The organism is Rhizobacter sp. P5_A1 (assembly GCF_056400745.1).
The window spans coordinates 297,075-321,794 of record NZ_JBFUKR010000004.1 but is presented as its reverse complement, the minus strand read 5'-3'; the positions used below and the strand labels follow the sequence as shown (position 1 = coordinate 321,794).

30 protein-coding genes, 1 tRNA gene and 1 pseudogene are annotated in these 24,720 nt (G+C 68.7%); 23 read left to right on the top strand and 9 right to left on the bottom strand.

The genetic code is table 11. The features are described from left to right. Together AC1DTW_RS06655 and AC1DTW_RS06650 are read right to left on the bottom strand one after the other, a co-directional pair. Positions 1-276 (bottom strand): annotated as a pseudogene (locus AC1DTW_RS06655) (hypothetical protein); the annotation flags it as partial. Beyond that, positions 273-1,457 (bottom strand): cytochrome-c peroxidase, encoded by a 1,185-nt coding sequence (locus AC1DTW_RS06650; RefSeq protein WP_477980240.1) that lies wholly within the window; start codon positions 1,455-1,457, stop codon positions 273-275. The gene AC1DTW_RS06650 and the pseudogene AC1DTW_RS06655, both read right to left, overlap by 4 nt. Before the next feature lie 238 nt (positions 1,458-1,695). Here AC1DTW_RS06650 and bfr point away from each other — a divergent pair, with 238 nt between their 5' ends. The 5 genes from bfr (at position 1,696) to AC1DTW_RS06625 (ending at position 4,904) form a co-directional block, all read left to right on the top strand. After that, entirely contained in the window at positions 1,696-2,172 is a 477-nt protein-coding gene (gene bfr, locus AC1DTW_RS06645) for a bacterioferritin (RefSeq protein ID WP_477980239.1), read from the top strand. 46 nt (positions 2,173-2,218) lie between these two features. Continuing rightward, the gene (locus tag AC1DTW_RS06640) at positions 2,219-2,434 is read left to right on the top strand and encodes a (2Fe-2S)-binding protein (protein ID WP_477980238.1); all 216 of its coding nucleotides are present in this window, start codon (positions 2,219-2,221) and stop codon (positions 2,432-2,434) included. A gap of 108 nt (positions 2,435-2,542) precedes the next feature. Beyond that, positions 2,543-3,853: a serine--tRNA ligase gene (gene serS / locus AC1DTW_RS06635; RefSeq protein WP_477980237.1), complete on the top strand. Its 1,311-nt coding sequence runs from the start codon at positions 2,543-2,545 to the stop codon at positions 3,851-3,853. A 103-nt stretch (positions 3,854-3,956) separates the two neighbouring features. Next, positions 3,957-4,044, top strand: a tRNA-Ser gene (locus tag AC1DTW_RS06630). A gap of 125 nt (positions 4,045-4,169) precedes the next feature. Then, entirely contained in the window at positions 4,170-4,904 is a 735-nt protein-coding gene (locus AC1DTW_RS06625; protein WP_477980236.1) for a PEP-CTERM sorting domain-containing protein, read from the top strand. Here the strand turns inward: AC1DTW_RS06625 and AC1DTW_RS06620 are convergent. After that, positions 4,876-5,241 carry a hypothetical protein gene (locus AC1DTW_RS06620; protein ID WP_477980235.1) on the bottom strand — a complete coding sequence of 122 codons (366 nt, stop codon included), beginning with the start codon at positions 5,239-5,241 and terminating at the stop codon, positions 4,876-4,878. The genes AC1DTW_RS06625 and AC1DTW_RS06620 overlap by 29 nt on opposite strands. A gap of 170 nt (positions 5,242-5,411) precedes the next feature. Between AC1DTW_RS06620 and AC1DTW_RS06615 the strand changes: the two genes are divergently transcribed. The 3 genes from AC1DTW_RS06615 (at position 5,412) to AC1DTW_RS06605 (ending at position 8,224) form a co-directional block, all read left to right on the top strand. Further along, complete coding sequence (locus AC1DTW_RS06615) at positions 5,412-6,002, top strand: Spy/CpxP family protein refolding chaperone (protein ID WP_477980234.1); 591 nt, start codon at positions 5,412-5,414, stop codon at positions 6,000-6,002. Positions 6,003-6,103: 101 nt separating this feature from the next. Then, positions 6,104-6,820: a response regulator gene (locus AC1DTW_RS06610; protein ID WP_477980233.1), complete on the top strand. Its 717-nt coding sequence runs from the start codon at positions 6,104-6,106 to the stop codon at positions 6,818-6,820. A 45-nt stretch (positions 6,821-6,865) separates the two neighbouring features. Then, entirely contained in the window at positions 6,866-8,224 is a 1,359-nt protein-coding gene (locus AC1DTW_RS06605) for a sensor histidine kinase (RefSeq protein WP_477980232.1), read from the top strand. Here AC1DTW_RS06605 and AC1DTW_RS06600 read toward each other — a convergent pair. After that, the gene (locus tag AC1DTW_RS06600; RefSeq protein WP_477980231.1) at positions 8,221-8,634 is read right to left on the bottom strand and encodes a DUF3717 domain-containing protein; all 414 of its coding nucleotides are present in this window, start codon (positions 8,632-8,634) and stop codon (positions 8,221-8,223) included. The two genes, AC1DTW_RS06605 and AC1DTW_RS06600, sit on opposite strands and share 4 nt — an antisense overlap. Positions 8,635-8,715: 81 nt before the next feature. Between AC1DTW_RS06600 and AC1DTW_RS06595 the strand changes: the two genes are divergently transcribed. The 3 genes from AC1DTW_RS06595 to AC1DTW_RS06585 are packed head-to-tail and all read left to right on the top strand — an operon-like array spanning position 8,716 to position 10,352. Further along, entirely contained in the window at positions 8,716-9,354 is a 639-nt protein-coding gene (locus tag AC1DTW_RS06595; protein WP_477980230.1) for a pyridoxamine 5'-phosphate oxidase family protein, read from the top strand. 27 nt (positions 9,355-9,381) lie between these two features. Next, the gene (locus tag AC1DTW_RS06590; RefSeq protein WP_477980229.1) at positions 9,382-9,861 is read left to right on the top strand and encodes a protease inhibitor I42 family protein; all 480 of its coding nucleotides are present in this window, start codon (positions 9,382-9,384) and stop codon (positions 9,859-9,861) included. Positions 9,862-9,869: 8 nt separating this feature from the next. Beyond that, positions 9,870-10,352 (top strand): GNAT family N-acetyltransferase, encoded by a 483-nt coding sequence (locus tag AC1DTW_RS06585; protein ID WP_477980228.1) that lies wholly within the window; start codon positions 9,870-9,872, stop codon positions 10,350-10,352. A gap of 12 nt (positions 10,353-10,364) precedes the next feature. On the opposite strand, the gene AC1DTW_RS06580 is transcribed toward AC1DTW_RS06585, so the two are convergent. From AC1DTW_RS06580 to flgA, 3 genes are all read right to left on the bottom strand, one after another. Next, positions 10,365-10,742, bottom strand: a complete 378-nt coding sequence (locus tag AC1DTW_RS06580; RefSeq protein ID WP_477980227.1) for a hypothetical protein — start codon at positions 10,740-10,742, stop codon at positions 10,365-10,367. A 32-nt stretch (positions 10,743-10,774) separates the two neighbouring features. After that, complete coding sequence (gene flgM, locus AC1DTW_RS06575; protein WP_477980226.1) at positions 10,775-11,083, bottom strand: flagellar biosynthesis anti-sigma factor FlgM; 309 nt, start codon at positions 11,081-11,083, stop codon at positions 10,775-10,777. A 109-nt stretch (positions 11,084-11,192) separates the two neighbouring features. Further along, the gene (gene flgA, locus AC1DTW_RS06570; RefSeq protein ID WP_477980225.1) at positions 11,193-11,936 is read right to left on the bottom strand and encodes a flagellar basal body P-ring formation chaperone FlgA; all 744 of its coding nucleotides are present in this window, start codon (positions 11,934-11,936) and stop codon (positions 11,193-11,195) included. 134 nt (positions 11,937-12,070) lie between these two features. On the opposite strand from flgA, the gene flgB reads away from it, so the two are divergent. The 5 genes from flgB to flgF are packed head-to-tail and all read left to right on the top strand — an operon-like array spanning position 12,071 to position 15,655. Next, positions 12,071-12,481, top strand: coding sequence for a flagellar basal body rod protein FlgB (gene flgB / locus AC1DTW_RS06565; protein ID WP_477980224.1), 411 nt, complete (start codon positions 12,071-12,073; stop codon positions 12,479-12,481). 11 nt (positions 12,482-12,492) lie between these two features. Then, positions 12,493-12,912 carry a flagellar basal body rod protein FlgC gene (gene flgC, locus AC1DTW_RS06560; protein WP_477980223.1) on the top strand — a complete coding sequence of 140 codons (420 nt, stop codon included), beginning with the start codon at positions 12,493-12,495 and terminating at the stop codon, positions 12,910-12,912. Between the two features lie 26 nt (positions 12,913-12,938). Continuing rightward, complete coding sequence (locus AC1DTW_RS06555) at positions 12,939-13,586, top strand: flagellar hook assembly protein FlgD (protein WP_477980222.1); 648 nt, start codon at positions 12,939-12,941, stop codon at positions 13,584-13,586. 58 nt (positions 13,587-13,644) lie between these two features. Next, entirely contained in the window at positions 13,645-14,904 is a 1,260-nt protein-coding gene (gene flgE / locus AC1DTW_RS06550; protein WP_477980221.1) for a flagellar hook protein FlgE, read from the top strand. Positions 14,905-14,929: 25 nt separating this feature from the next. Further along, positions 14,930-15,655, top strand: a complete 726-nt coding sequence (gene flgF, locus AC1DTW_RS06545) for a flagellar basal-body rod protein FlgF (protein WP_477980220.1) — start codon at positions 14,930-14,932, stop codon at positions 15,653-15,655. 18 nt (positions 15,656-15,673) lie between these two features. Here the strand turns inward: flgF and AC1DTW_RS06540 are convergent, their stop codons facing one another. After that, a complete protein-coding gene (locus AC1DTW_RS06540) occupies positions 15,674-16,099 on the bottom strand; it encodes a GFA family protein (protein WP_477980219.1) in 426 nt (141 codons plus the stop codon). A 34-nt stretch (positions 16,100-16,133) separates the two neighbouring features. Next, the gene (locus AC1DTW_RS06535; RefSeq protein ID WP_477980218.1) at positions 16,134-17,675 is read right to left on the bottom strand and encodes a hypothetical protein; all 1,542 of its coding nucleotides are present in this window, start codon (positions 17,673-17,675) and stop codon (positions 16,134-16,136) included. A gap of 17 nt (positions 17,676-17,692) precedes the next feature. On the opposite strand from AC1DTW_RS06535, the gene AC1DTW_RS06530 reads away from it, so the two are divergent. The 7 genes from AC1DTW_RS06530 to flgJ all read left to right on the top strand — a co-directional run bounded on the left by AC1DTW_RS06530 (position 17,693) and on the right by flgJ (position 24,720). Continuing rightward, positions 17,693-18,937, top strand: coding sequence for a vanadium-dependent haloperoxidase (locus tag AC1DTW_RS06530; RefSeq protein ID WP_477980217.1), 1,245 nt, complete (start codon positions 17,693-17,695; stop codon positions 18,935-18,937). A 145-nt stretch (positions 18,938-19,082) separates the two neighbouring features. After that, the gene (locus AC1DTW_RS06525) at positions 19,083-19,682 is read left to right on the top strand and encodes an ATP-dependent Clp protease proteolytic subunit (protein WP_477980216.1); all 600 of its coding nucleotides are present in this window, start codon (positions 19,083-19,085) and stop codon (positions 19,680-19,682) included. 22 nt (positions 19,683-19,704) lie between these two features. Further along, a complete protein-coding gene (locus tag AC1DTW_RS06520; protein WP_477980215.1) occupies positions 19,705-20,949 on the top strand; it encodes an MFS transporter in 1,245 nt (414 codons plus the stop codon). Positions 20,950-21,166: 217 nt separating this feature from the next. Next, the gene (flgG, locus tag AC1DTW_RS06515; protein WP_477980214.1) at positions 21,167-21,949 is read left to right on the top strand and encodes a flagellar basal-body rod protein FlgG; all 783 of its coding nucleotides are present in this window, start codon (positions 21,167-21,169) and stop codon (positions 21,947-21,949) included. A 14-nt stretch (positions 21,950-21,963) separates the two neighbouring features. Continuing rightward, the gene (locus AC1DTW_RS06510) at positions 21,964-22,659 is read left to right on the top strand and encodes a flagellar basal body L-ring protein FlgH (RefSeq protein ID WP_477980213.1); all 696 of its coding nucleotides are present in this window, start codon (positions 21,964-21,966) and stop codon (positions 22,657-22,659) included. A gap of 35 nt (positions 22,660-22,694) precedes the next feature. Then, on the top strand, positions 22,695-23,825 hold the full coding sequence (locus tag AC1DTW_RS06505) for a flagellar basal body P-ring protein FlgI (protein WP_477980212.1): 1,131 nt from the start codon (positions 22,695-22,697) through the stop codon (positions 23,823-23,825). Between the two features lie 16 nt (positions 23,826-23,841). Continuing rightward, a complete protein-coding gene (gene flgJ, locus AC1DTW_RS06500; RefSeq protein ID WP_477980211.1) occupies positions 23,842-24,720 on the top strand; it encodes a flagellar assembly peptidoglycan hydrolase FlgJ in 879 nt (292 codons plus the stop codon).

Here is a 24,720-nt window from a genome sequence, read left to right as displayed (position 1 = left end):
CACCGGCGCGGGCGCTGCCTGCGCGGGCGCGGTGGCCTGCTTCTGCTGCAGCTGCACGAGCTGCGCCTTCACTGCAGCGAGCTCGGCGGCGAGCTGGTCGAGCCGGCGCGCGAGATCGGCCTCGGTGGCGGTCTGCGCGAACGCGCTGCCGGCGGCGAGCGCGAGGGCGGCGGCGAGAAGAGTCTTTGCCGGCAGGGCGCGCGGTCGGATCGAGTTCATGGTGGTGGGTTCCCGGGGTGTCGTGAAGGCTTGGATGAATGCGGTGCCGGCGCTCATGGCGTGTAGCCGTCGCTGAGGGTCTTCAGGAAGGCGATCACGTCGTCGACCTCGGCATCGCCGAGCGCCGGCGCGTCGCCGGGCTGGCGGTTGTACGGCACCTCGGCGGTGTTGACGTTCGCGCGGTACCGGGCCGGCAGGTCGTCGAACTTGTTCACGCTGCCGTCGGCATTCAGCGGGTACCACTTCTCGGAATTGGTGTCGCGCTGAACGTAGAAGGTCAGCGCCTCCTTCAGCGTCGTGAAGCGGCCGTTGTGGAAGAACACGTGGCGCTGCGCGACGTTGCGTAGCGTTGGCACCTTGAAGGCGCCGCACAAGTCGGGGCGGCTCGCGAGATCGCTGCGCTCGCACAGGCCGAGGTCGTAGTAGCTCGGGTCGGCGTTGCGCGCGATCGCCGGATTGCGCGGCACGCCGAGGTTGTCGTAGCTGAAGTCGGTGAACAGCGGAAAGCTGCCGTCGGCGCTCTTGCCCGACGGATGACAGCCGATGCAGTTGCCCTTGGCCGGGTTGTTGAACAGGGCCAGGCCGCGCATTTCCTGGTCCGACAGCGCGAGCTTGCCGCGCAGAAATTCGTCGTACTTGCTCGAGAAGCCGTGGAACTCGGTGTCTTCCTTCTGATACTGCGCCAGCGCCAGCGTGACGCGCGCCATCGCGTCGTCGGGTCGGCTGAAGATATCGGCGCCGAACACGCGTTTGAACTCATCGGCGTAGGCGGCGCGCGCGACCTTCTGGATGACATCGGCCACGTCGGTGTTGGCCATCTCGAACGCGTTCACGAAGGGCCCGCCCGCCTGCTCGGCCAGCGTTGCGGCGCGGCCGTCCCAGAAGAAGCCGCCGGTGGGCGTGCCGTCGGACGCGAAGAAGAAGGCGGTGTTGAACGACAGGTAGTTGATCGACGGCGCCTGGCGACGCCCCTGTTGATCGAGCAGCGCGCCGCCCAGCTGCACCGCGAGATCGTTCGCCGGCGCGTGCGCGTTGTCGGGGCTGTGGCAGCTGGCGCAGGCCTGGCGGCCCGAGGCCGAGAGCGACACGTCGGAAAAGATCTTCTCGCCCAGCGCGGCCTGCGCCGACAGCGCCGAGACGGTGGGCACGCTGGCATCCGATGCCGAACTGCCGCCGCCGCCGCAGGCGCCGAGCAGCGCCGCGCTCATCACACTCGCCCACCAAACGCGCTTCAGCACCGGATTCTTCCCCCTGTTGACCAGACCGCATCAGGGTCTTTAACCCGGATTGTTAATGCGAACGATTTGCAATCATAATGCATCCGTTCTCACTGCTTGCCACGTTCGTTGACCTTGCGCTGACCTGCCCGATGACGCCGATGTCGTTTCACAATGCAGCCTGCCGCTGCGCTCGCGCGCGGCGAGGCCCGCGCGCCGCTGAAGGCCGCGCCGACATCCCACGCCATCGGAGCCACCAATGAAAAGCGATCCGCAAGTCCTCGTCCACCTGAATGCGCAGCTGAAGAACGAGCTGACCGCGATCAACCAGTACTTCCTGCATTACCGGATGCTCAAGCACTGGGGTTTCGACAAGCTGGCGAAGAAGGAATACGAGGAGTCGATCGGCGAGATGAAGCACGCAGACCAGCTGATGGAACGCATCTTCGTGCTCGGGGGCCTGCCGAACCTGCAGGACCTCGGCAAGCTGCTGATCGGCGAGAACGTGCCCGAGGTGCTGAGCTGCGATCTGCAGTCGGAGACCGGCGCGCAGGCGACGATCAAGGACGGCATCGCGCATTGCGAGTCGGTGCGCGACTACGTGTCGCGGGACCTGCTGCAAGGCATCCTCGATGACACCGAAGAGCACATCGACTTTCTGGAAACCCAGATCGATCTGATCGGAAAGGTCGGGCTGGAAAATTATCTGCAGTCGCAGATGGGTGAACCGAGCTAGCGTGCCACGGCGCGCGGCTCGACAAAGGACGGACATGATTGTTTGCGTGTGTCGCAGGGTCTCTGACCACCAGATCCGCCAGGCCGCGGCCGACGGGGCGCACAGCCTCGAGTGCCTGCAGTTCGACCTCGGCGTCGCGACCCAGTGCGGGCGCTGCGCCGACTGCGCCTCGCGCGTGCTGTGCGACGCGCGCGCGACCGGCAGCAACCACCAGCAGCATGTCATCACGATGAGCCGGCCGCAGCAGGCGCAGATGGCGTAGGACGCGAAGCGAAGGGCGAGGGGCCCCGAAGGGCCACGAGGGCCGGCCCCACTGCCTACAATCCGCGCTCCACTGGACTCACCCAACGCGCCGTGTGCGCGTCGCGTCATGCTCGACATCACTTTGCTGCGCAAGGATCTGGCCCACGTCGTCGCCCGCCTGGAGACGCGCGAGTCGCCCCAGCCGTTTCTCGACGTCGCTCGCTTCGGCACGCTCGAGTCGGAGCGCCGCACGATCCAGGTCCGCACCGAGGAACTGCAGGCGCGGCGCAACAGCCTGTCGAAGCAGATCGGCCAGCGCAAGGCGAAGGGCGAAGACACTGCGCCGGCGATGGCCGAGGTCGGCGGCATCGGCGATGAACTGAAGACCTCCGCCGAGCAGCTCGAGGCCATTCAGACCGAACTTTCCGCGATGCTGATGGGCGTGGCGAACCTTCCGCAGGACGACGTGCCGGTCGGTGCCGACGAGACCGCGAACGTCGAGGTGCGCCGCTGGGGCACGCCGCGCAGCTTCGACTTCCCGACGCGCGACCATGTCGATCTCGGCGCGCCGCTCGGGCTCGATTTCGACACCGGCGCGCTGCTGTCCGGTTCGCGCTTCAGCTTCCTGCGCGGGCCGGCCGCGCGGCTGCACCGCGCGCTCGCGCAGTTCATGCTCGATGTGCAGACGCTCGAACACGGCTACACCGAGTGCTACACGCCGTACATCGTGAACCGCGAGATCCTCGAGGGCACCGGCCAGCTGCCCAAGTTCAAGCAAGACATGTTCTGGGTCAGCCGTGGCGGCGACGAGGCCCAGGCCGAGCAGTACCTGATCTCGACCTCGGAGATTTCGCTGACGAACACGGTGCGCGAGCGCGTGCTCGCCGCGACCGATCTGCCGATCAAGCTGACGGCGCACAGCCCGTGTTTCCGTTCCGAAGCCGGCAGCGCCGGGCGCGACACGCGCGGCCTGATCCGCCAGCACCAGTTCGACAAGGTCGAGATGGTGCAGATCACGCATCCGGACGAAAGCAACGCGGCGCTCGAGCAGATGGTCGGCCACGCCGAGGCGGTGCTGCAGAAACTGGGGCTGCCCTATCGCGTCGTGCTGCTGTGCAGTGGCGACATGGGCTTCGGCTCGGCGAAGACCTACGATCTCGAGGTCTGGGTTCCGGCGCAGCAGACTTATCGCGAGATCAGCTCGTGCTCGAACATGGAGGCATTCCAGGCGCGCCGCATGCAGGCGCGCTTCAAGAGTGCGCAGGGCAAGAACGAACTCGTGCACACGCTGAACGGCTCCGGCCTCGCGGTCGGCCGCACGCTCGTCGCGGTGCTCGAAAACGGCCAGAACGCCGACGGGTCGATCACCGTGCCCGAGGCGCTGCGTCCATACATGGGCGGCGTTGCACTGTTGAAGCCGGAGCCGCGAAAAGCCTAGGCTAGAATACGCGGCTCGGCACAGACCCGCCGAATCGAGGGCACTGATTCATCATCCGGATTCGTCATCCGGATTCGTTATCCAGATGCGCGCCCGAGGCACCGGAGAGGTGGCAGAGTGGTCGAATGTACCTGACTCGAAATCAGGCGAACCGCAAGGTTCCGAGGGTTCGAATCCCTCCCTCTCCTCCAGTTTTCCCCGACTTCGCGCTTCGCGCGGCGCTTGTATCGGCCGGCACAAAGCGACACACGAATTACGGCGCACAGATGTGGGCGCACCCTACATTGCGATCAGGCATTCGCAGTGGGAGGTCCCCATGCAAGTCACCCGCTTGATTCGCGCGCTTCTGCCGATCGCGCTGCTGGCCGCATGCGCACTCGCGACCCAGCCGGCCCGAGCGGTGCATGTGAGCGGCTCCTTCTCCGGCATCGCGCAGGCCGACCCGCTGCCCCTCGGCTTCGAGCCGCCTCGCCCCGAGTCGTACTACGACGGCGCGCCGGTCACCGGCACCTTCGACGCTTTCGTGCCGGACCCACAGTTCCAGGTCGGCGGAGCCGACTATGCGTATTTCCTGAACGGCAACGGCGGCTGGCTTTCGTTGTCGTACACGATCAAGGACGCGCATTTCAGCTTCTTCGTCGGCACGCCGAATCCGCCCGGCGCCGGATTGCCGAGCGTGCTGCTGCTGATCGCGCCGAGCGCTTCCGATCCGTTCCAGACGGTGGTGTTCCTGACCGATTTCATGCCGAAGTACGACGGCGCTTCGTTCGAGCTGCGCGGCCCCGCCGGCAGCCTCTTCGACGGGCTCGACGCGAGCACACTGCGTTTCGATGCGGCGGCCCCGCCTCAGTTCGGCACCAGCTTCGCGAGCTCGAGCGCCGCGATGCGCATCGCTGTCGATGTGGGCCAGGTCGTGTTCCGGACCACAGCGGTGCCGGAGCCCGGGACCTGCGCGCTGATGCTCGCCGGCCTGGGTGCCGTCGGCTTGGCGGCGCGCCGGGGGTTCAGGCCACCACGCTCGCTCAGGGGCAGACCTCCATCCGCCGCGTGACGCCGCGGACCACCTCGTCGCTGAACCAGAAGAAATAGCTCGTCACGGTGACGACGGCGCTGTCCTTCGTGCGCGTCTTGTATTCCACCGGCACGACCCAGCCGACGTAGCCGCCGTTGTTGGCGCCCATCGGGCAGGCGCCGCGCTGCGGCGTGCCGATCACGAGTTCGCGGCTCGGGTCGATGGCCCTCGCGGTCGCGTCGAAATAGTTCGTGATCGCCGACTCGTGGTGGCGCGGCGGGATCGAGCGCACGACCGTCTGCCGAGGGGCGGGGCTGCTGGCGCATCCAGCGATCACGAGGCATGCGCCCAGGAGGGCTGCGGCGTTCTTCTTCATGGCGGGTCCCTGAGGTGATGCGTGGGCGGGAGTTTGCCAGTTTGTCGGCCGCGAATCACGTCCTGCCACGGCATCCCTTCACAGATCTTTACGGCGCAGCCAAGCCGTCTTCACCCCGGCTGCACATCATCCGTCCCGCGGGTGATCTGCCCGATCGATCGGAGACTTCGATGCGTGATGTGAAGGCGGTACCCGCGCCGCGGCAGGGTTCTGGGCTCGCGATGCGGCTCATGGCGGTCAGCGTTCTCTTCGTCGCGATTGCCGGCGCCGCGTTCTCGGTGCACGCGCAGGGGCACCCGGGCGCCGGCGGCCCGGGCGGTCACGGCGGCCACGCGATGATGATGTTCGGCGGCTCTCCCGAGCACGTCGGCCGCGCCGTCGATCACATGCTCGATGGCCTGAACGCAAGCGCGGCCCAGCGCAGCCAGATCAAGCAGATCGCGATCGCCGCGGCGACCGACCTGAAGGCCCAGCGCGATGCCGGCCGCGAGCTGCACGAGAAGGGCATGCAGATCTTCGCGGCGCCGAGCGTCGATGCCGGCGCCGCCCAAACGCTGCGCCAGCAGATGCTCGCGCAGCACGACCAGGCCAGCAAGCGCATGCTGCAGGCGATGCTCGATGTCGCGAAGGTGCTGACGCCCGAGCAGCGTGCCAAGCTCGGCGAACGCATGAAGGAGCGCCAGGCGATGATGAAAGATCGCATGCAGCGCATGCAGCACGAGCGCAGCCCGCGCGGCGAAGCCCCGGCACCGGCGAAATGATGCGTGCCAAGGCTATGCTTGCCCCCGGTAGCGGCCTGGCCGCACTCGCCCTTCAAAGCGCCGTGATGACCGCTTCGCACCTGCCCACTGCCTCTCATGCCATGTCCGCTCGCCTGCTGCTGATCGACGACGACACCCGCCTCGCGTCGATGGTCGGCGACTACCTGCGTGGTGCCGGCTTCGAGGTCGAGACCGCCGGTTCGCTCGCGGCGGGCCGCGAGCGCCTCGCGGCCGACCACTTCGATGCGCTCGTGCTCGACCTGATGCTGCCCGATGGCGACGGCCTCGACCTGTGCCGCGAGTTGCGCGCCGATGCGCGCCACCGCCACTTGCCGCTGCTGATGCTGACCGCGCGCGGCGAGCCGATGGACCGCATCGTCGGCCTCGAGCTCGGCGCCGATGACTACCTGCCCAAGCCCTTCGAACCGCGCGAGCTGCTGGCCCGCGTGAAGGCCTTGCTGCGCCGCGCCTCGCCGCCGCCGGCCAGCGACGACGTGCTGCGCTTCGGGCGCCTCGAGGTCGATCTCGGCGCGCGCGTGGCACGGCTCGACGGCGCCATCTGCGACCTGACCGGCCACCAGTTCGACCTGCTCGTCGTGCTCGCGCAAAGCCCCGGTCGCGTGCTCTCGCGCGACCAGATCATGGATTCGCTGAAGGGCCACCCGCTCGAGGCCTTCGACCGCTCGATCGACGTGCACATCTCGCGCATCCGGGCCGTGATCGAAGACGACCCGAAGCTGCCGCGCCGCGTGCTCACGGTGCGCGGTGCCGGCTACGTGTTCGCGCGCAAGCAGGACGCCGACGAGAGCAGTGCGTAGCGGCGCCGGCGGGGCGGCGCGCCGCGGTGCCGTCATGATCCGCGCATGAAGAACCTGTACCTGCGCATCTACGCCACCGTCGTGGTGGTGTTGCTGCTGTTCGCCGGCGCGTCGGGCTGGGTCTTTCAGCGCCACATGGAGCAGGAGCGCGTTCGCGCCGAGTCGGTGTTGACCGAGCGCATGAGCGCCTGGGCCGAGCTGATCCAGCGTTCGCTGCCCGGCCACGACCAGCCGGCCGACGACCAGGCCGCTGCGCTGCGCGAATGGTCGCTGCGCCTGCGCCTGCCGCTGGCACTCGACAGCGACAACGGCGTGCGCATCGCGCAATCCGATTCGTTCGCACGCCGTCAGGCCGAGGGTCCGGCGCGCGCGCTCGCGGTGCGGCTCGAAGACGGGCGCACGCTGTGGATCATGCGTCCGGGGCTGATCCGCCAGAGCCGCCTTGGCCTCGCCGGCCCGCCGGGTGCGCATCCGGGCGGGGACGGGCCGGGTGGCCCCGGCAACGGCCCGCCGTTCCTGCCGTTCATGCCGCCGGCCTGGCAGCAGGGGCTCGGGCTGGTCGTCGTGCTGGTGATCCTGTTCATCGCGGTGGCGGCCGGCGCCTACCCGGTCGTGCGGCGGCTGACGCGGCGCCTGGAGGCGCTGAAGCAGGGCGTCGAGCAGTTCGGTGCCGGCCAGTTGCACCATCGGGTTCGCGTCACCGGGCACGACGAGGTCGCCGCCGTCGCATCGAGCTTCAACGTGGCCGCGGCGCGCGTCGAGGCGCTGGTGCGATCGCACCAGTCGCTGCTGGCGAACGCGAGCCATGAGCTGCGCTCGCCGCTGGCGCGCATGAAGATGGCGGTGTCGATGCTCGAAGACGCGCCGCCCGTGCAGCGCCAACGGCTCAAGCGTGAGATCGACACCAACGTCGCCGAGCTCGATGCGCTGGTCGAAGAGGTGCTGCTCGCGAGCCGCCTCGATGCGGCGCCGACGCCCGAACGCAACGAGCGCGTCGAGTTGCTCGGGATGGTGGCCGAAGAGGCAGCCCGCATCGATGCCGCGGTCGACGGCACACCGACCACCGTGGTCGGCGAAGACCGGCTGCTGCGCCGTGCGCTGCGCAACCTGCTCGAGAACGCGCAGCGCTACGGCGGGCACGAGGTCGACGTGGTCGTCGAGGCGCACGCCGGCCGTGCCGAGATCCGCGTCTGCGACCGCGGGCCCGGGGTGCCCGAGGCGATGCGCGAGCGCATCTTCGAATCGTTCTTCCGGCTGCCGGGGCACGCCGAGCAGGCCGGCGGCGTCGGCCTCGGCCTGAGCCTCGTGAAGCAGATCGCCGAGCGCCACGGCGGCAGCGTGCGCTGCGACGGGCGCGATGGCGGCGGCAGCTGCTTCGTGCTGTCGCTGCCGCTGGCGGCTTAGGCCTGCTCGGGCGCCGCGCGCTCGGCGTACCTGTTGAAGCGCCAGGCGCTGCCGTCCATCGTGATGCGACGCCAGGTCCGGCGCTTCTCGGCCGGCGTCATGGCCGGCCAGTGCTGGACCTCGTCGAAGGTGCGGCCACAGCCCTTGCAGACCGCGTCGCCCTGGCTGGTCGAGCAGATCGCGATGCACGGCGCGTCGGGCGTGCTCGCGTACCAGGCGAGCCAGGCGTCGCGGGCGGGGGCGGGCATGGTCGCCTCGTCGCACTCGACCTCGTGGTAGTACACCATCAGCGCATACACGGTCGCCAGCGCACGCACCTCGGCGCAGGCGGTGATGCCGTCGGGCGACGGCGCACGCTCGCGCCACCAGTTGATGGCGGATTCGATGTCGGTGATGTGCAGGGCAGTCATGGCAACGGTGCCGGCGCGCGGACCGGGGGGCGCCAAGGATAGCGCGGCGGCGCGCGGTGCAAACTTTGATACCCTTTGCCGATGACCACGACACCCCCGACACTGCCCGAGCACCGCATCGACGACCTTGCGACGCTCGCCGCGCTCTACGGCGAGCCGGGCGCGGCCTCGGTCCGCAAGGAGGTCGATCATCTGCACCCGCACTACCGTGCGATCGTCGAGGCGGCGCCGTTCGCGGTGCTCGCCACCGCCGGGCCCGAAGGGCTCGACGCCTCCCCGCGCGGCGACGCGCCGGGCTTCGTCGTCGTCGAGGACGAACGCACGCTGCTGCTGCCCGACCGGCGCGGCAACAACCGCGCCGACAGCCTGCGCAACGTGATCCGCGACCCGCGCGTCGCGCTGCTGTTCATGGTGCCGGGGATGGGCGAGACCTTGCGTGTCAACGGCCGTGCGCACATCAGCGTCGCGCCCGATCTGCTCGCGCGCTTCGAGGTCGAAGGCAAGCGGCCGCGCTCGATACTCGTGATCGCCATCGAGACCGTGTATTTCCAGTGTTCGCGGGCGATCGTGCGCGCGGCGTTGTGGGATGCCTCGCGCCATGTCGCCCGTGATCGCCTGCCGTCGCCCGGCACGATTCTCGCGGCGCTGACGCAGGCGCAGATCGACGGCGCGGCCTACGACCGCGATCTGCCCGGCCGGCTCAAGACCAGCCTCTATTGACGTGCCCCTATCGAGACTTCCGACCGCATGACCAACGAACGAATGACGAAGACCTTGCGCCGGTCGAGCCGCGGCCTCGCAGCGGCCGTGGCGCTCGCACTGCTCGGCGCGTGCGCGAGCGCCGACAAGCCGAAGCCGGTGGTCGTGCGCAGCGTGGTCCAGGCGCCTGGCAAGGCGACGGTCACCGTGTCCGAGCTCAACGACGGCGCGAGTGTCGTGCTCGAGGCGGCGCAGGAGTTGCGCGTCGATCTGCCGAGCTCGGCATGGGCGGTCGCGAACAACCTCGAGTGGTCGGTCGTCGATCTGAACCCGGGCGTGCTGAACGTGCTCGGGTCGCGCTTCGAGCGCGGTCAGCGTGACAGCAACCCCGCCGAGGCCGGCGGCACGACGGTGTGGCGTCTGAAGCCGCAGGCAGCCGGCCGCGTCAACCTGAAGTTCGCGCTGCGGCGCCCGCACAGCCTGAACCCGGCGACGCAGACGGTGGGCTTCGACGTCACCGTCAAGTAGCGCGCGAGATGGGCGCAGCCCCCACCCTTCGGCTCGCGACGCAGCATGATGCGCCGGCGATCGCGACGCTGTCGCGCGATCGCGTCGAGCACGGCCTCGGCTGGAGCTGGACCGCACCGCGCGTGCGGCGCAGCCTCCGCGATCGGGCGACGAACGTCGTCGTCGCGGTCGATGAAGCGCGGCATGTGCTCGGGTTCGGCATCATGAAATACCACGACGACGAGGCGCACCTGCTGCTGCTCGCGGTGCGCGCCGATGCGAGCCGGCGCGGCATCGGCAGTGCGCTGGTCGGCTGGCTCGAGCGTTCGGCGCTGGTCGCCGGCGTCGGGCAGGTGTACCTGGAGGCGCGGCTGACGAACGGCACGGCGCGCGCGTTCTATGCGCGGCTCGGCTACCGCGAGATCCAGACGCTGCCCGGCTACTACCAGGGCCGCGAGGCCTGCGTCAGATTGGCGAAGGATTTGTGGCTGACCCCGGTCGAGCCGGGCTAGGAGCCTGGGAAGTCAGGCCAGCACCGACCCGCCGCGCGCGGCACGATCGGCGCTGCCGAGGGTCGAGTACAGCGCTGCGCTGTCGCGCGGCATCAGCACGTCGATCGCGCGATCGAGCGCGGCGGTGGCGCGCGCCAGCGATTCGCGTTGCGCGGCGACCTGGCCGCTGGTGTTGGCCAGGCGATGGCGCAGGGCCGGCGGCACGGAGCCGCGACGCGCGGCCAGCGCGAATTGATCGACCGCCGTCGCGAGCGCGCGGTGCAACTCGGTGGCATGCAGATCGATGCCCACGGTGTCGCGCACGCACAGCGCCATGCCCAATGCGCTGAGCCGATGTTCGACGGCGGCGAGGGCGGTTTCGAGTTCGGTTTCGGGGACCAGGGAGGACATGGGAGTTCGGGCCCGTGGTGAAGAAGTAGGGTTCAGGATTGGACCTTGCCCAGCAGCTCCTGCGCGTTCGAGATCAGCTTGTCGGCAATCGCCTCGGCGTTGATCTTGAAGGTGCCGTCGTCGATGGCCTTGGCGATCCGGGCGACCTTCTCGGCGTCGAACTCGGCGGTCGCGCCGCCGGTCAGCAGCGTCGAGGCGGTGTTCGAGAGCTCGATCTTCGCGCTCGCATCGGCCTGTGCCGGGATGGCGGCCGCGGCCTGCGCCGAGCCGTTCGCGGCGGCGGGCGTGCCGTTGCCGACCACCACCGGTGCGGGTTTGTCTGCGGGATTGCCGATCTTCATGGTGCTCTCCAAGGGCCAGGGCGCCTGCCCGGACCGTTCAATGTGCACCTTGTATCGGCCCGGGACTGGGCGACTTTAGAGTTTTCTGAGCGTTCCAGGAAAAGATGGTTCACAAAGCGAGTTCCACCCGGCGCTCGCCGATCGGCTGGCCGGTCAGTACTCGCCCACTTTCGGTGCGCACCCGCACCGGCTGGCCCTCGATGCCGGGATTCAGCGCCTGCCCTTCGCCGGCGACGCTGAAGCCGTTGCCCTGGGCCAGCACGGTCACGGTCTCGCCGGCGGCGAACCACTGGCGCGCCTTCAGGTGCGACTGGCGCAGGCCCTGGCCGGCCTTGAGCGGCCGGGCCAGCACGCGCCCGAGCGCGAGTTCGGTCTTCGCGATGGGCGCGGAGCTGTCTTCGGCGAGGTCGATCTCGCCCGGCGCCAGGTCGGCGGCGCTCAGCACACTGCCGGCCGCGACGCCGCTGGTTGCGACCAGCGCGTTGCCGAACACCTTCACGGTGACCGGCAGGTAGACATTCCACTTGCTCGGCCCCTGCAGGCAGCGCAGGCCGATCCGGCTCTTGCCCCACAGGCGCATGCCGTCTGGCACATAGGGTTCGATGCGCTGGCACGGCGCGAGGTGCAGGCGCGGGTCGAGCTGGCCGACCGTGACTTCGACGCGCGGTGCGCCCGGCGCGCCGGCATGGCTGCCGTCGAGCGCGAGCTGCCGCACCTGCTGTTCGAGGTTGGCGGCCTGTGGCGCGCCGGAGGCGTCGGCGGCCTGCGCGAACGCGGCGCCATGCCAGCCGCCGCACAGCAGTGCCGCGGCGACGAAGGCGACGAGCACGAAGCAGGCGGGCCGGGTGTCCATCACCGCACTGTAGGGGCGCGGGCCGCGCCGCATGGCCGCGAATTGGGCGGTGAACCGGCCGCTATTCCCGCTTACGTTTTGCAACCCGCTGACCACAATCCGCTCACATCGCCAATTCCGCGACGAGGTACCGCATGCTGAACCGACTCACCGACACGCTCGATTTCCAGGCCCAGGCCCTGAGTCTGCGCTCGGAGCGCCAACGCCTGATCGCCAGCAACATCGCGAACGCCGACACGCCGGGCTACGTGGCCCGCGAGATGAACTTCGCACAGGCGCTGAAGGAGGCGACCGGCGCCGGCCAGCCGGCCACGACGCTGACCGCGAGCCAGCCCGGCCACATCGGCGCCAACGCGGCCACGAGCGGCACGAGCCTCAGCACCTTGCAGTACGCAGCGCCGAGCCAGACGAACCTCGACCGCAACACCGTCGACATGGACCGCGAGCGCGCCAGCTTCGCCGACAACACCGTGAAGTACGAGGCGACGCTGCGCTTCATCAACGCGAACGTGAAGATGACGTTGAGCGCCATCACCGGCCAATGAAGGAGTTCTGAATGAGCATGATGAACATCTTCAACGTGTCTGGGTCTGCGGCGAGCGCGCAGAGCCAGCGCCTGAACGTCGTCGCGAGCAACCTCGCGAACGCCGACACCGTTGCCGGCCCCGACGGGCAGGCCTACAAGGCGCGTCAGGTCACGTTCCAGACCCAGCTGATGGGCGCGAACGCGAACGACCCGACCGCTGCCGGCGTCAAGGTCAGCACGATCAGCGAAGACCAGACCGCGGGCCGGCGCGTGCACGACCCGAAGCACCCGAGCGCGGACGCCGACGGCTACGTGACCTACAGCAACGTCAACGCGGTCGAGGAGATGGTCAACATGATCTCGGCCTCGCGCTCGTACCAGAACAACATCGAAGTCATGAACACGGCGAAGAGCCTGTTGCTCAAGACCTTGCAGATGGGCCAGTCGTAAGACGCGCCCGCCACTGAGGAACGCACATGGCCATTTCCGCCGCCACCCTGAGCAACATCAACGGCACGAGCAGCGCCGCGACCAGCGCTGCCGACGATCCCGGCAGCCAGGACCGATTCCTCAAGCTGCTCGTGACGCAGCTGCAGAACCAGGACCCGCTCAGCCCGATGGACAACGCGCAGCTGACGAGCCAGATCGCGCAGATCAACACCGTGACCGGCATCGCGACGCTGAACACCAGCGTGCAGGGCCTGTCGAGCCAGTTCCTGCAGATGCAGACGCTGCAGGGCGCCTCGCTGGTCGGCAAGAGCGTGATCGTGCCGGGCAACAAGATCGACATCGCCGATGGCGTCGGCCAGGGCGGCTTCGAGCTGACGACGCCGGCCGACGCGGTGAAGGTCGAGGTGCTGAGCGCCGCCGGCCAGGTCGTCGACACGCTGAACCTCGGCGCGCAGAGCAGCGGCGTGCATGGCTTCGACTGGGTCGCGGGCAGCTACGACAACACCAGCAACCTGACGTTCCGCATCACGGCGACGAGCGGCAGCACCGCGCTCGAGAGCACCGCGCTGATGCGCGACACGGTCAACGCCGTCAGCACTTCGGGCAGCGCGCTGCAGCTCGAGCTGGCGCGCACCGGCACGGTCGCCTACAGCACGGTCAAGGCGATCAACTGACCGCGCAGCGCGCGCAGAAGAACCCACCGCATCCACACGAAGCAACCAAGGAATCCCCATGAGCTTCCAGCAAGGTCTCTCCGGTCTGAACGCGTCGAGCAAGAACCTCGAGGTCATCGGCAACAACGTCGCCAACGCCAACACGATCGGCGCGAAGGCGTCGCGCGCGGAGTTCGGCGACATGTACGCGAGCGCGATCAACGGCACCAGCATCGGCATCGGCGTGAACCTGCAGGCGGTCACGCAGCAGTTCACGCAGGGCAACATCAGCACCACCGACAACCCGCTCGATCTGGCGATCAACGGCAACGGCTTCTTCGAGGTCAGCAACGGCTCGCAGACGCTGTACACGCGCAACGGCCAGTTCCAGGCCGACAAGGATGGCTTCCTGACCACCAACACCGGGCTCAAGCTGGTCGGCTACCCGGCCTCGGCTGGCGGCACGATCCAGCCCGGCGCCGCGGTGCCGCTGCAGCTGCCGACCGGCGGCGTCGCGCCGAACCCGACCAGCGAGGTCAAGATCGAGATGAACCTCGACGCGCGCAAGGCGACGACGCTGGCATCGCCGGTGCCCACGCCGCAGGTCGACTTCACGGACGCGACGACCTACAACGACGCGACCTCGGTGACGGTGTTCGACGCGAAGGGGCAGGACGTTGCGCTGACCTACTACTTCCAGAAGTCGGCGACCGACACCTGGAATGTCTACGCAACCGCGAACGGCGCTTCGGTCAGCGTCGACGGCGCTGGCAACCCGCTGCCGATCACGACGATCAGCTTCCCGAGCAACGGCGGCACGCCGACCGCGCCGCTGGGCACCGTGGCCTTCGATGTGCCTTCGACGACGAACGCGGCCGGCGCGACGACGCTGCCGATCACCGGCGTCGCGCTCGACCTGACCGGCGCAACCCAGTTCGGTTCCGGTTTCGGCGTGACCAGCATGGTGCAGGACGGCTACACCGCCGGCCAGCTGACCGGCGTGACCGTCGAGAAGAGCGGCATCGTGATGGCGACGTACTCGAACGGCCAGGCCAAGCCGGCCGGCCAGCTCGAACTCGCGACCTTCCGCAACCCGCAAGGCCTGACGCCGCTCGGCGGCAACCTGTGGGCGCGCAGCTTCGCCTCCGGCGACCCGACGGTCGGCACGCCGAGCAGCGGCAACATCGGTGCGCTGCAGGCCGGCGCGCTCGAAGAATCGAACACCGACCTGACCGGCGAGCTCGTCGACATGATCACCGCGCAACGCGTCTATCAGGCGAACGCGCAGACGATCAAGACGCAGGACCAGGTGCTGCAGACGCTCGTCAATCTGCGCTGACCGTTCGACTCACTGAGGGCTCGCGATGGACCGCATGATCTACCTGTCGATGTCGGGCGCGAAGGCGACGATGCAGCGCCAGGACACGCTGGCGAACAACATCGCGAATGTCTCGACGCCCGGCTTTCGTGCCGAGCTGCAGGCGTTCCGAGCGGTCCCGGTGCAGGGCAGCGGCGCCAGCACGCGCGTCTATGCACTCGAGACGACGACCGGCTACGACGCGAGCGCCGGCGCGGTCACCGCGACCGGCCGCAACCTCGACGTTGCGGTCAAGGGCAACAGCTGGCTCACGGTGCAGGCGCTCGACGGCACCGAGGCCTACACCCGCGGCGGCTCGCTCGAGGTCTCGAACGACGGCACGCTGACGACTCGCAGCGGCCTGCCGGTGCTCGGCGACGGCGGCCCGCTGCAGGTGCCGCCGAACGCGGTCGTCAGCATCGGCGCCGACGGCACCGTCAGCGCGAAGGGCAGCGACGGCAAGAACAGCGCGATCGGCAAGCTCAAGCTCGTGACGCCCGAGGCGCCGCTGAAGCGCGGCGACGACGGCTTGTTCCGCGGCGCGGATGGCGACCTGAGCGCCGACGACACCGCGCGCGTGCAGGACGGGGCGCTCGAAGGCTCGAACGTCAGCGCGGTCGAATCGATGGTCGCGATGATCTCGGCGGCGCGCCAGTTCGAGGCCCAGATGAAGATGATCCAGACCGCCGAGGCGGACGAGAAGGCCGCCTCGCAGCTGTTGAGCGCGAGCTGATCGCGCGCGTGTCCGGGTTCACTCGGCCAGCGTTTCGCCGGAACCCCCAACCTCCGTGGGCAAGTCCTTGAACTTCGGCAACCCGTCCCGCATGGCCAGAACCGATTCGGCATAGTGAACATGGAACGCTGGCTTGAAAGCCAGCTCGGGCAGCACGGCCACGTACACGTCCGTCAGCCCCATCGCGGGATGCTCGGTCAACAGGTGGCCGCCGCAGTCCTTGCACCACTTGCGATAGCTCCGCGGGGTCAGATTGAAGGTGCCGACCTTGTCCGCTCCGGCAGCGACCTTGACGGCTTCAGGCTTCCATAAGCTGAACGCATTCACGGGGCCGGCCGACCAACGTCGACACGATTCGCAGTGGCAGTAGCCCATGACTTCGGGCTCGCCGGTCACATTCAGCTTCACGCTGCCGCAGAAGCAGCTCCCCTCGTAACTGGCCATGTTGTCCTCACATTGGGTTGGTTGTCACTCGTCGTCATCGCGGTGACCTTGTTCGGCTGTTGCTCGCGATCAATGGTGCTGGCTCCAGACCCAGCAAACGTTCGAGTTCCAGGTAGCGTGAATCATCACGCAGCGGATCGAGCCTCGGGTCGACACCGAGGTACGGAATCCAGCCGGAGCGCACTGCGACAGCGTCATGCAAGCGCTCGAATGCGGCATCCAGGTCTCCGAGCGTCGCATGAATGACGGCAGCTTCGTAGGCGTAGCGCCGTTGATCGCTTGCCGCCGCATCGAACTCGCGCAGCACCGCACGCGCAGAGCGGCGATCATCGGCCGCTGCATACGCAAAACCAAGGCCCGCACGCATGACCGCGTTCCCGGTCGACAGCCGGCATGCATCACGCAGCGCGTCGACCGCCTCATGTCCTCGGCCACAAAGCACGCAGGCCAAGCCACGGAAGAACGGCGGCCAATGATCCGTTTCATCGAGGTGCGCGGTGCGTGCGGCCTGTTCGATGGCGGCATCGGCGTCGCGCGCGAGCCAGTGGTGCCAGGCCAGATGAACGTTGATGATCACATCCAATGGCTCCAATGCGAGGGCCCGCTGGCCCGCCGCCAGCGCTTCATCGAAGCGCCTCTGCGCCACCAACAAGTGGGCGCGCCAGTGGTGCGCATGCGCATAGCCGGGGTCGAGCGACAGCGCATGGTCGAACTGCGATTCGGCGGTCGACCACTGCCATTGGTAGTGAGCCGTCGCATAGGCCAGCGAGGTGTGCGCCGCTGCGCAGCACGGATCGATCGCCAGCGCACGCTGGGCGGCCGCTTGTGCTTTCGGAAACGCCTCGGCCGAGGTCAGCGCCCCGGACTCCCACGACCCCAACGTGTTGTAGACGTCTGCCAGCGCGGCATGCGCAGGCGCGAAGTCCGGGGCGAGCTGTGATGCCTCCGTCAACGCCGCCAGGGCCTTCATGGATTCACGCGGCCGCCGAGTCCAGTGGAAGCGCCCGTGCAGGTAGGCAGCACGGGCGATCGGATCTGCCGGCAGCGCGACACGTGACGGCAATCGCGGTGCTTCGCTCCGCGTGACGCCCACTGCGTCCACGTCGAGTCGCCGGCGCTGCTCGGCGAGCCAGTCCTCCCAGGCATCACCGACCTCGCTCAGGTTCAGCCCAGCAAGCATTTCGCCATCCAAGCGGCTCGCCGATTGCGCATCACCGGCGTCCAGCGCGTTCAGACGATCGACAGCGTCACACGAAAAACGCGTCCAGTTGATTGCCAGTGCATGGCGCCCCTGATTGAGGACAACGTCCTCGCCCATGGCGTGACGCAGGAAGGCCAGTGCCTGGCGCAGGTTGGTCGATGCGCGACTGGGCGTCTGGTCGGGCCAGAACGTCGCCAGCAGCCGCTCGCGTGCACAGCCTCCATGCATCGACTCGATGGCCAGCATGACGAGCAACGCGACGCGGCGGGGCTGGGCCAGCAGTGTATTGAGACGATGGCCCTCGCTGTTGACGGCATCGACGGCACCGAGCACCGACAGCCGGATCACGCTCGGATCACGCTCGTTGTGGACCATGGCCAACGCCACTGACCGTGGCGACGGGATTCTTCAACGAGATGGAGATCATGATGCGACCTTCCTGCCCGAAATCACTCCGTACGGCGACGCTTTGCCTGGCCCTGCCGTTCGCATCACTCGCGCCTGCACACGCCGACGATCCTCGCGCGGACGCGGCGATGATGAACCTCGCGCCAGGGGGTGCATCGGCGGTGTTGCTGTGGCATGCGGCCGCGCGCGATGCGATCGTACGCCAGCGGCCAAATCAGCAGGTCGCCCTGCGCTTGCTCGCCTATCTGTCGCTGGCGCAGCAGCGCGCTGCAGAGGCGTTGACTGCGTCGACTGGCAAGCCCCGAGAGGCGGAGTGGTCTGCCGCATTCGATGCTGCGTCGGCCGACACGATTGGCGCATTGCTGCCCGCTGAAGCACCCGCCATGCGTGCTTTGGCGAGCGCACTTGCCGCCAGCCGCAAGGAGCCTACGCCGAATGGCGATGCCGAACGCGCGCAGGAGATCGGCCGCAAGGCGGCAAGCCAGACGATCGAACGCGCCGTGGCGGATGGTTTCGACTCGCCGTGGCGCGGCGAATTGCCGAGTGACGCGACACGTTGGCACAGCCTGTTGGAGCCGGCACGGCCACCGCATCTTCCGGCGCTCGGTTCGATGAAGCCCGTATTTCTCGGCAGCGGCAGCGCCTCCCGTCCGGCACCGCCGCCCGCCGTTGGCAGCGCCGCGTTCGACACGGCGCTGGCCGAGGTGCGCACGCGCGCCAGCAGCAGCGCGCCTGAGGGCCTCGCACGCGCGCGCCGCTGGGAGATGGCCACCGGCTCGTTGGTCGCGGGCTTCTGGGACGAAGTCGCGATCTCGCTCGCCGCGCGCAACGGACTGAGCGGCGCAACGACCGCTCGTGTCCTGGCGACAACGATGGGTGCAGCGATGGACGCCAACATTGCCTGCCATGACGCCAAATACACCTACTGGATGCCTCGGCCCTCGCAGGTGGATCCCAGCATCAAGCCGCGGATCGGCTTGCCCAACCATCCTTCGTACCCGAGCAACCATTCCTGCGATTCAGGCGCCGCGGCCGACGTGCTTGGCAAGCTGTTCCCGGCCTATCACCAGGCGCTGGCCTCGATGGCGATCGACGCCTCGGAGTCACGCATCGATGCCGGCATTCACTATCGATTCGACATGGACGCGGGGTTGGCGATCGGCCGTGCCGCGGCAAGCGCTGCCCTCGCGGCACAGCGTGTGGAAAGCCAAGCGAGGGGCGAGCAATGAGCGCCTGTCGGTATCCAAGCACCTGCTGACGTCTTGCTCACGAGACCCGCCTCAGCACAGTGTTTGTGACTGTCGCCCCGGCGATCGACGATCTGCGCGGCTTAAACTCGTCCGCACAGTTCATCCGGATCACAGGAGCACCCCCATGACAGCCATCCACGCGGCTGCGGACGACAAGCCCGCGAAGACAGACAACAAGGTCGACAAGCTCGAGGAGCAGCTTGCGTTCAAGTCGCGCTTCGTGCTGGTGTTCGGCGAGATCACCGATGCGCTTGCGCACGCGACCTGCCGGCGCCTGCTCGCGCTGTCCGAAGAGTCCGAGGCGCCGATCACGATGCTGATCTCGTCGCCGGGCGGGCATGTCGAGTCGGGCGATGCGATCTTCGACCTGATCCGCTTCGTGCGGGCGCCGGTCACGACGATCGGCAGCGGCTGGGTCGCCAGCGCCGGCGCGCACATCTTCCTCGCGCCGCCGCGCGAGCGCCGCCTGTGCCTGCCGAACACGCGCTTCATGATCCACCAGCCGGCCGGCGGCGCGGGCGGCCAGGCGACCGACATCGCGATCCAGGCCAAGGAGATTCTGCGCGCGCGCGAACGCCTGGCGCGCGTCGTCGCGACGCAGACCGGCCAGACCTACGAGAAGGTCGCCGCCGACATGGAGCGCGATTACTGGATGAGCGCCGACGAGGCGATCGCCTATGGCATCGTCTCGCGCACCGTCGAGCGCCAGAAGGACCTGACCTGACCCCGCGGCGCTGATCCGCGCGATGTCCTTACACGCTGCCGACTCCCGCTACGCCTGGACCCGCCTCGTCGTCACGCTCGCGCTGATGACGATCGGCAGCGGCGCGATGTATGTCGTCGCGGTCGTGCTGCCGGCGGTGCAGGCCGAGTTCGGCGTCGCGCGTGCCGATGCGTCGCTGCCCTACACGCTGATGATGGTCGGCTTCGGCCTCGGCGGTGTCGCGATGGGCCGGATCGCCGATCGCTTCGGCGTGATGTGGGCCATGCTGATCGGTGCGCTCGGCCTGGGCACCGGCTTCGTCGCCGCGGGCCTGTCGGGCAGCCTGACCGCCTTCGCGCTCGCGCATGGCGTGCTGCTCGGCGCGTTCGGCAGTGCGACGACCTTCGCGCCGCTGGTCGCCGATACCTCGCTGTGGTTCGTGCGCCGGCGCGGCATCGCGGTGGCGATCTGCGCCAGCGGCAACTACCTCGGCGGCGCGATCTGGCCGCCGATCGTGCAGCACTTCGTGCAGACCGACGGCTGGCGCCACGCCTACATCGGCCTTGGCGTCTTCAGCGCGCTGACGATGGCGGGCCTGGCACTGCTGATGCGGCCGCGGCCGCCGATCGCCACGCCGGCCGCGTCGGCCGCGCGCAGCACCGGCGTGATGCCGTCGACGCGCCCGTTCGGCCTGTCGATGGGCCAGGCGCAGACGCTGCTGTGCATTGCCGGCGTCGCCTGCTGCGTCGCGATGGCGATGCCGCAGGTCCACATCGTCGCGTACTGCAGCGACCTCGGCTTCGGCGCTGCGCGCGGCGCCGAGATGCTGTCGCTGATGCTCGCGTGCGGCATCGTCAGCCGGCTCGTCTCGGGGCTGATCTGCGACCGCATCGGCGGGCTGCGCACCCTGCTGCTCGGCTCGGTGCTGCAGGGCCTCGCGCTGCTGCTGTTCCTGCCGTTCGACGGCCTGGTCTCGCTGTACCTGATCTCGGCGCTGTTCGGGCTGTTCCAGGGCGGACTCGTGCCGAGCTACGCGATCATCGTGCGCGAGCATTTCCCGGCGGCCGAGGCCGGCGCGCGCGTCGGCGCGGTGATCATGGCGACGCTGTTCGGCATGGCGCTGGGCGGCTGGATGTCGGGCAAGGTGTTCGACCTGACCGGCTCGTACCACGCGGCCTTCCTGAACGGGATCGCATGGAACCTGCTGAACCTGACGATTGCGCTGTTCCTGCTCGGCCGGATGCGCGTGCTGCGGCGGCGCGCTACCGGGTTGGCCAGCACCGGCTGAGACATCCGACAGCCCGTCTTCGGCGCGCGCCCGAGAAGTGGTGCAGAAGGCGAAATTCGCGCTGGCGATAGAACGTGGCCTGCCAGACCATGCGCATGCTGTCGCGAACGCCCCACGCGCGAAGCGAGCCCGAAGAAGGCCCCGATCCACCCGTCTTTTCCGCGCTTGCCGGACCGGCGCGCGATCCATCATCGGCGGAACTGACCGGAGCACCGCCATGATGCGTTCCCTGTGGATCTCGAAGACCGGCATGGAAGCCCAGCAGACCCAGCTGGACACCATCTCGAACAACCTCGCCAACGCCTCGACGAACGGCTACAAGAAGTCGCACGCGGTGTTCGAGGACCTGATGTACCAGAACCTGCGTCAGGCCGGCGCCAACAGCACCGACCAGACGACCCTGCCGACCGGGTTGCAGCTCGGCCTGGGCACGCGCGCGGTCGCGACCTCGCGCAGCTTCGCGCAGGGCAACCTGCAGCAAAGCAGCAACCCGCTCGACGTGGCGGTCAGCGGCCAGGGCTTCTTCCAGCTGCAGATGCCCGACGGCACGACCGGCTACACCCGCGACGGCTCGTTCCAGGTCAACGCCAACGGCCAGCTCGTCACGAACAACGGCCACACCGTGCAGCCCGGCATCACGATTCCCGCGAACGCGACCAGCGTGACGATCGGCAACGACGGCACCGTCAGCGTCGTGCTGCCGACGCAGACGACGCCGCAGGCGGTCGGAAAACTGCAGACCGCGAGCTTCATCAACGCGGCCGGCCTCGACCCGCTGGGCCAGAACATCTACGCCGAGACCGCGGCCTCGGGCACGCCGAACACCGGCACGCCGGGGCAGAACGGCCTGGGCATCCTGCAGCAGGGCTTCGTCGAGACCTCGAACGTCAACGTCGTCGAAGAGCTGGTCGGCATGATCCAGACACAGCGCGCCTACGAGCTGAACTCGAAGGCGATCAAGACCTCGGACGAGATGCTCGCCAGGCTGACGCAGTTGTGATGATGAAGACGGCCATGAACCGACTCGGCGCCGTCGCGCTGGCGCTCGCGACCTTCGCGCTCGCCGGCTGCGACACGATGAGCGAGACGCTGAACAAGCGGCCGCCGGTCGATGTCGCGCAGCCGACCGCGATCCGGCCGCAGCCCATCGTCGTCGCGCCGATCAGCAACGGCTCGATCTTCCAGGCCGGCCAGTACCGCCCGCTGTTCGAGGACCACCGCGCGCGGCTGGTCGGCGACACGATCACGGTGCAGATCGTCGAAAAGGTCAGCGCGACGCAGAAGAGCACCAGCTCGATCGACAAGTCCGGCGGCCTCTCGGCCGGCGTCACGGCGATCCCGGGCATCGCGGCGAACTCGTTCACGCCGGCGCGCGCCACGCTCGGCGCGACCTCGAGCAACACCTTCGCCGGCAAGGGCAGCACCGAGAACAGCAACGATTTCTCGGGCACGATCACCGCGACCGTGATCGAGGTGCTGCCGAACGGCCACCTGATGATCTCGGGCGAGAAGCAGATCGGCGTGAACCACAACGTCGACGTGCTGCGCTTCTCGGGTCAGGTCGACCCGCGCGCGATCCAGACCGGCAACAGCGTCGCGTCGGCGCAGATCGCGAACGTGCGCATCGAGCAGCGCGGCAAGGGCGCGCAGGCCGATGCGCAGGGAATAGGCTGGTTGGGACGCTTCTTTTTGAACGTTCTGCCGATTTAAGCCCGCCCAGAATGGGCGCATCCAAGGATGCTCCCATGCACGACACCGACAAACTCATCCGCAAGCTGATCGCCCTGACCGTGCTGCTGGCCTCGGCTGCGCTGTGGTGGCCGAGCCCGGCGCAGGCGATGCGCCTGAAGGAGGTCGCCAGCGTGCAGGGCGTGCGCAGCAACCAGCTGGTCGGCTACGGCCTCGTCGTCGGCCTGGACGGCACCGGCGACCAGACCACCTCGACCCCGTTCACGACGCAGAGCCTGAACGCACTGCTGCAGCAGATGGGCGTCACGGTGCCGCCGGGCACCAACATGCAATTGAAGAACGTCGCCGCGGTGATGGTGACCGCGCAGCTGCCGCCGTTCGCGCAGCCCGGCCAGCAGGTCGACGTGACGGTCTCGTCGCTCGGCAACGCGAAGTCGCTGCGCGGCGGCACGCTGATCGCGACGCCGCTGAAGGGCGCCGACGGCCAGATCTACGCGCTCGCGCAGGGCAACCTCGTCGTCGGGGGCGCCGGCGCCTCGGCGGCCGGCTCGAAGGTGCAGATCAACCACCTGAGCGCGGGCCGCGTGCCGGAGGGCGCGACCGTCGAGCGTGCGGTGCCGACGCCGCTGAACCAGGGCGAGTACCTGCAGCTCGACCTGAACTCGAACGACTACAACACCGCCCGCGAAGTGGCGCGTGCCGTCAACGCGAAGATGGGCGCCGGCGTCGCGCAGGCGCTCGACGGCCGCGTCGTGCGCGTGCGCATGCCCGAGAGCACCGACGCACGCGTCGCGTTCATGGCCGACATCGAGAACCTGCCGCTCGAACTCGCGGCACCGGCCGCGAAGGTCGTGATCAATGCACGCACCGGCTCGGTCGTCGTGAACCAGACCGTCACGCTGAACGCCTGCGCGGTCGCGCATGGCAGCCTGTCGGTGACGATCAACTCGACGCCGATGGTGAGCCAGCCCGGGCCGCTGTCGAACGGCACGACGGTGTCGCGCGACAAGGCCGACATCACGATCCGGCAGGAGCCGGGTTCGCTGATCCAGCTGCCGGCCGGAACCAAGCTCGCCGACGTCGTGAAGGCGCTGAATTCCCTCGGCGCGACGCCGCAGGATCTGCTCGCGATCCTGCAGGCGATGAAGACCGCCGGCGCACTGAACGCCGAGATCGAAGTGATCTGAGATGGCGATCTCCGGCATGTCGAACACGACTGGCGACGCCGGCGCACTCGATGCGCTGCGCGACACCACGGGCAGTGCGCTGCGCGCGCGCGCGGCCGCCGATCCGAAGGCGGCGATCAAGGCCGCGGCGAAGCAGTTCGAGGCGATGTTCATGCAGCAGCTGATGAAGAGCATGCGCGAATCGTCGCTGGGCACCGGCATGCTCGAGAACTCGGGCACGCAGATGGGCACCGAAATGCTCGACACGCAGCTCGCGAACAAGATGGCGGGCGCCAGCGGTGGCCTGGCCGACGTGATCGCGCGCCAGCTCGAGCGCCAGATGAACGGCGTCACGGCGGCGGCGGCGCTGCCTGCCGCCGGCGCGGCCGGTGCGCCGGCGGGCACCGCGACGCCGGTCAAGCCTAGCCAGGAAGAATTCCTGCGCCTGCACCAGCAATCGGCCGCCGGTGCCGAGGCGCAGACCGGCATCCCGGCGAGCTTCATGGTCGCGCAGGCGGCGCACGAGTCGGGCTGGGGCAAGCACGAGATCCGCAACGCCGACGGCACGAGTTCGCACAACCTGTTCGGCATCAAGGCCGGCGCCGGCTGGACCGGCAAGGTCGCGCAGGTCACGACCACCGAGGTCATCGACGGGCAGCCGCGCAAGGTGGTCGCGAAGTTCCGCGCCTACGCGAGCTACGACGAGTCGTTCCGCGACTACGCGCAGCTGATGAAGGACAACCCGCGCTACGCCAAGGTCGTCGCCGCCGGCAACGACGCGCGTGGGTTCGCGCAAGGCCTGCAGCGCGCCGGCTACGCAACCGACCCGGCGTATGCCGACAAGCTGACCCGCGTCATCAACACCACGCTGCGCATGCAGCGCGCCAGCCTGCGCACGCCGCAGACGCTGGCCTGA